The following is a 2,897-nucleotide window of genomic DNA, read 5'->3' on the forward strand; positions in this document are numbered from 1 at the left end:
CAGCAGCGGTGCCAGCGAATGCAGCTCCGGCATGCCGTTGGCGCGCGGGCCCTGGTAACGCACCACCGCAACGAAGTCCTGCGGCAGGGCGCCGGCGGCGTGCAGCTTGTTCAGCACCTGCGGCGCATCCACCACCACGGCCGGGGCCTCGATGGTGCGGTACTGCGGCTTGACCGCCGAGAGCTTGATCAGCGAACGGCCGATATTGCCCTTGAGCAGACGCAGGCCACCCTGTGCTTCGAATGGATTGGAGGCCGGACGTACCACGTCCTCGTCGCCACTGACCGCTGCGGCGGGGACGTAACGGACCTCGCCATCGAGCAGACGCGGCTCCTGGGCGAAGGCGCGCATCCCGCCCTCGGCGATGGTGACCAGGTCGTCATGCATCAGCCCGGCGTCCATCAGCTCGCGGAACACGAAACCCGGTCCGCCGGCGGCGGCGAAGCGGTTCACATCGCTTCGCCGTTGGGGTAGACGCGGGCCAGCAGCGGCACGATCTGCGACAGCTCGTCCATGTCGTCCCAGGTCAGCACGATGCCCGCGGCGCGGGCCACGGCGATCCAGTGGATGGTGTGGTTGGTGGAGCCGCCGGTGGCCATCAGTGCGACCACCGCGTTGACGATGGCGCGCTCGTCGATGATGCGGCCGAGCGGGCGGAAGTCCGTGCCCAGCGCGCAGATCTCCAGCGCCCGTGCGGTGGCGGCGCGGGTCAGTGCATCACGCAGCGGCAGCTCCGGATTGACGAACGAGGCGCCGGGCAGCTGCACGCCCATCGCCTCGAGCAGCACCTGGTTGGAGTTGGCGGTGCCGTAGAAGGTGCAAGTGCCGGGGGCGTGGTAGGAGGCCGATTCGGCTTCCAGCAGCTCTTCGCGGGTGGCCTCGCCGGCGGCATAGCGCTCGCGGACTTCGGCCTTCTTCTTGTTGGGGATGCCCGGGGTCATCGGCCCGGCCGGCACGAACACCGCCGGCAGGTGGCCGAAGGCCAGTGCGCCGATCAGCAGGCCCGGCACGATCTTGTCGCACACGCCCAGGTAGATCGTGCTGTCGAACATGTCGTGGCTCAGGCCGATCGCGGTGGCCTGGGCGATCACGTCCCGCGAGAACAGCGACAGTTCCATACCGCCACGGCCCTGGGTGACACCATCGCACATGGCCGGCACGCCGCCGGCGACCTGCGCGGTGGCGCCCAGTTCACGCGCGGCCTGGCGGATCTGCTCGGGGTAGTGCTCGAACGGCTGGTGGGCCGAGAGCATGTCGTTGTAGGAGGTGATGATGCCCAGGTTCGGGGTGACATCGGCACGCAGGCGGCCCTTGTCGGTCGGACCACAGGCGGCAAAGGCATGGGCGAGATTGCCGCAGCTCAGGCGCGAACGGGACGGTCCGTCACGCAACGCCGCGTCGATGCCGGCCAGGTAGGCCGCGCGCGAGGGGGCGCTGCGCTGGCGGATACGGTCGGTGATGGCTTGGATTTTCGGGTGCAGGCTCATTGGCTACCAGCTATGAGAGGGGCGCGGACAGCGCCCGGTGACAGGGTGCGGCGACTGCGCAGGCGCGATCGTCGGCAGCGTGGTTGGCCCGGACCGGTACTCAGGCGCACCAGTGCACGCGCAGGCGCGGGCCCGGGGCATTGATGGCGGCCAGTACCGGATAGCGGGCGACATCGTTGGATTCGAGAGCGGCATTGAGCACGTCCAGCTTCTGCTGCCCGCGCAGCAGCAACAGGCGCGTGCCGATCGGAGCGAACCCCTGCGGTGTCAGGGTGATACGCAGCGGCCAGCCATTGGCGACCGGACAGCCGGTGGCGTCCAGCGCCGCATAGGTCTGGGTGCTGGCCAAGGCCCATCCGAGATCGCGCGAACCCGGGAACAGCGAGGCGGTATGGCCGTCATTGCCCATGCCGAGCACCACCAGACAGGCCGGCTGGCTGTGCTGGGCCTGTAGATTGGCGTCGTGCACGCACTCGGCCAGCGGCTTGCCGATCCGCACCAGCGGATCGAAGTGCGCACCTTCGGCATGCTTGAGGAAGCTGTTGCGGACCAGCCAGGCGTTGCTGTCGCGGTCCTGCGGCGAGAGCCAGCGTTCGTCGGCCAGGCCGACCTCGACACGTGCCCATTCCAGCGGCAGCTCGGCCAGCGTTTCATAGACCGGTGCCGGGGTCGTACCGCCGGACAGCAGCATGCGTGCGCGCCCGCGTTGCTCGATCTCGTGGGCCAGGACCGTTTCCATCTCCTTGGCAACACCGTCGGTCCAGGCCTCGGGATTGGCGTGGCGAACCAGCGTGATACGGTCGGAAACAGCGGCGTTCATGCGACAACTCCTTCAGTGTGACGGGCCGCGTCCACGGCATAGGCGGCAGCGCCGAGCAGTCCGGGGCAGGGGTGGATGATGGCCATTGACGGTACCTGCGACATGGTCGCGGTGAACCGGCCCTTGCTTTCAAAGCGCTGGCGGAAGCCCGAATGCCGCAGTGAATCGAGCAGCCGTGGCACCAGGCCGCCGGTCAGGAATACCCCGTCCCATGCGCCTTGGACCAGCACGGTATCGCCGGCCACCGCGCCGAACACTTCCATGAACACCTCGATAGCGCGCACAGCCAGCGGATCACCGGCCTGGGCGCGTTCGCTGATCTGTTCCGGCCGCAGCAGCCCCGGGTCATTACCGGCCATCTCGCTGAGTGCGCGGTGGATGTTGACCAGGCCCGGGCCACAGACCAGCCGCTCGTTGGAGACACGGCCGAACTGTGCCGAAAGGATTTCCAGAATCCGGATCTGTTCGGGCGAGGCCGGCGCAAAGCTGGCGTGGCCGCCCTCGGTAGGCAGCGGATAGTTGCGGCCATCGCGGACCACTAGCGCCCCCACGCCCAGGCCCGTGCCCGGGCCGATCACGCAGTAGGTGCC

2 protein-coding genes and 1 pseudogene are annotated in these 2,897 nt (G+C 68.7%); all 3 read right to left on the reverse strand.

What is annotated here, in order from left to right; translation table 11 throughout:
• Window positions 1–1,487 (reverse strand): annotated as a pseudogene (edd, locus tag JCM9942_RS13260) (phosphogluconate dehydratase); the annotation flags it as partial.
• A 100-nt stretch (window positions 1,488–1,587) separates the two neighbouring features.
• The gene (locus JCM9942_RS13265) at window positions 1,588–2,307 is read right to left on the reverse strand and encodes a 6-phosphogluconolactonase (RefSeq protein ID WP_054660251.1); all 720 of its coding nucleotides are present in this window, start codon (window positions 2,305–2,307) and stop codon (window positions 1,588–1,590) included.
• Window positions 2,304–2,897, reverse strand: a 594-nt coding sequence (locus JCM9942_RS13270; RefSeq protein ID WP_172675116.1) for a glucokinase, incomplete at its 5' end; no start/stop codon positions are given. The genes JCM9942_RS13270 and JCM9942_RS13265, both read right to left, overlap by 4 nt.

Origin of the sequence: Stenotrophomonas pictorum JCM 9942 (genome assembly GCF_001310775.1) — a bacterium.
GTDB classification, from domain to species: Bacteria; Pseudomonadota; Gammaproteobacteria; order Xanthomonadales; family Xanthomonadaceae; genus Stenotrophomonas; species Stenotrophomonas pictorum.

Coding starts and splice junctions, on each gene's coding strand:
- JCM9942_RS13265 (WP_054660251.1), bottom strand. CDS start 2,307: ATGAACGCCGCTGTTTCCGACCGTATCACGCTGGTTCGCCACGCCAAT.